Here is a 2,455-nt window from a genome sequence, read left to right as displayed (position 1 = left end):
GCGTCACGCACTCTGAAACCGGAAGAGCCCTTTTGGATTGGCTGCGTAGTTGACCTTCAGTAACGGTCCGGTCGCGCATACTTTGGGCCCTTCTGACGCAGCTCCAGGCGCCACGGTCGAGGGTACTGCCGGACTTTTTACGTCCACATCACCCCGTCGGCTGATCATGCACATGATGACGAACGACGTCGCCGGATAGCCGAACGATATACGACGCCCCAAAGAACCGACACCGTTTGAACACTCGGCACGCTGCTGAAGATGCCGCATCGCACAGCACACCAAGCTGACTGTCTGCAGGCCGGTGTGCGGGTGAGACGTGACGTCCATACCGCCGGTTTTGGCAACATCGTCAGGACCGTAGTGGTCGATAAAGCACCAGGGGCCGATGAGTGGACGTTGACGCTGCGGGAGCGTACGCCGAACCGTCATGGAGCGCGGACCGCCGAGCCGCACTTCGCGAAAGCTGATGATCTCAACGGGGGCACCATCGCTTTGCGCACATTCCCGGCCGGGCAAAACCCCAGAGCAGCAGACAAATTCACTGGGATCTTTCTCGACGTTGCTCATGGAACACCAAATCTGCTTAAACTGGAGGAACTTAGCGCAAAGCCAAACACACCCTTAACTCGACCGCGCAATCAAAGATAGCAGGATCTTTCTGAATTACCGAAGATGATAGTATCAATCGTTCTAGTAGTTGCAACCGGCCTTGGCAGTATTGCTGCCTTTGCTTCATACCTAGCCGCAAAAAAGAACAACCAAACTGCAAAACTAGGCATCTTAAACGAGATTGCAGTCGATTGGTCACGCGTCCGGAATAGCTGGTCCCTAGCCCAGGCCGTCGTCAGAGGAACCGACGACTATTATTCCCCACTACTTCCACACCACGAGTCTCTCGTTACCCGAGCGCATAAACAATACCAAAAGGATCCATTTAAAAAGAATGCAGCCCTAAACGAACTCCGCACTGAAATTGAGATACTAGTTCAGTTCTTTGACCGCCTGAGCATGAAAATCTTGGAAGGGGCGCTATCCCCCGCCGATGCATATTCTATCTTGGGCCCTTCGGTAGCTAGACACTCACGTGTAGTCCGCTGGACTGTCGGCGCAGAAACAGCCACGCCTAGTTTCGACGGGCGCTTCGGGCAGACTCCAGACCTAGACTGGGTCCAAGTTTTAGTGGCAGAAGAGCTACGTGGACGCCGATCACGCATTATCTACCTGTCTGATGCACTTTGGTCCGAACTGGTCCAAAGGCGCGACCTGGGGGTATACAGCATATGCCACATAGCCGCGCACAAGGCCTCATCCGGATCAGGACGCCGGGCTCAAAAACGAGCGTTCGAACTCGCGCGGCCCTTTTGCAAAAGACATCACGCCTTGAAGCTATCGCATCACCTAACCTATTCAGAATATATCCCAAAATGCACATTCACAGATTTTGGAACAACCGAACTTTCTGAACCAGATGACATTACGCTTGAGTCCTACAAAGATATTCACGACTTGCGGTTACTAAGAACTTGGGCAAAAAATATCGCTTTACTCAGGTTCCGAATTTTAGCCCCATAAGGCAATCTACCCTAAAAATTCATAGAACAAGACTGTGTATCTTAACTTTCTACGGTTCTGATCGCAACGAAATTTACTGTCGCGCCTAAACCAAAAACCTCTCACGTTAGGCGCTGGTACAATCATTCCTACGAAGTTTAAAGGAGTATTATCGGACCTTTAATGCGGATCCAACGGCAAAAGACTCGGAACTCCACCTGCATCGATTTTGGGCACTACCCAGCCTGGCACTTTCAAACCAACGTCGTTGTCGCCGTACTCCCGCCGCATCTCGACTACATGCCGGACGTAGATGACCGTGAACGTGGCGAAAATCCACCCAGGAAGCGTGAATCATCAACGGAAGGGGTGTTGGTTTCGCATCATTGGCTAATAGCTACGAAGAGAATAAACATGTCAAACCAGTTAAGCGCGACGTGTGCACGGCCCCGATGGCATCTTGCGCCCTAGATCTGGTCGTGTCACATGCTGCCTGTAAGCTGGAGGATGCCCTTTAGTCCCCTCAGGCTCCGCAACACGCTTATATGCTTCCGACTTAAAGAAGTCAACGCATTGGTCCAGACCGCCAAGTACCGCTATATCCTCAACTTGCCGCTTTCGGTTTACAGCGGCCTTAGCCGGTGGCGCGGGCGCTCCAACTTTTCAAATCTAGGTTGGTGGGCCGCAGATAGCGCAACGGATCTATGTCCAGCGCTCATAAAGGTGGCTAAGTGGACCGAACCGATCAATGCGCCCCCAGAGACATACCAACGCACAGGGATAGGAATAGCCGAGCGGCGCCTCGTGAGAAGAAATACGAGAAAAGAAAGAAGCTCCCCTTCCAAACCTGGAAGGGGAGCTTGCATGCCGAGCCGCCTGCCGGAATCGAACCGGCGACCTA

Annotated in this window: 1 pseudogene; it reads right to left on the bottom strand. The window is 52.7% G+C overall.

Annotated elements, in window-relative coordinates:
- Positions 1-285 precede the first annotated feature (285 nt).
- Positions 286-570, bottom strand: a pseudogene (locus HMPREF3092_RS11025) (pirin family protein); the annotation flags it as partial.
- Positions 571-2,455: the final 1,885 nt, after the last annotated feature.

Origin of the sequence: Brevibacterium sp. HMSC24B04 (genome assembly GCF_001806835.1) — a bacterium.
Classification (GTDB): domain Bacteria; phylum Actinomycetota; class Actinomycetes; order Actinomycetales; family Brevibacteriaceae; genus Brevibacterium; species Brevibacterium ravenspurgense.
This window is presented reverse-complemented; position numbering and strand designations above follow the sequence as displayed.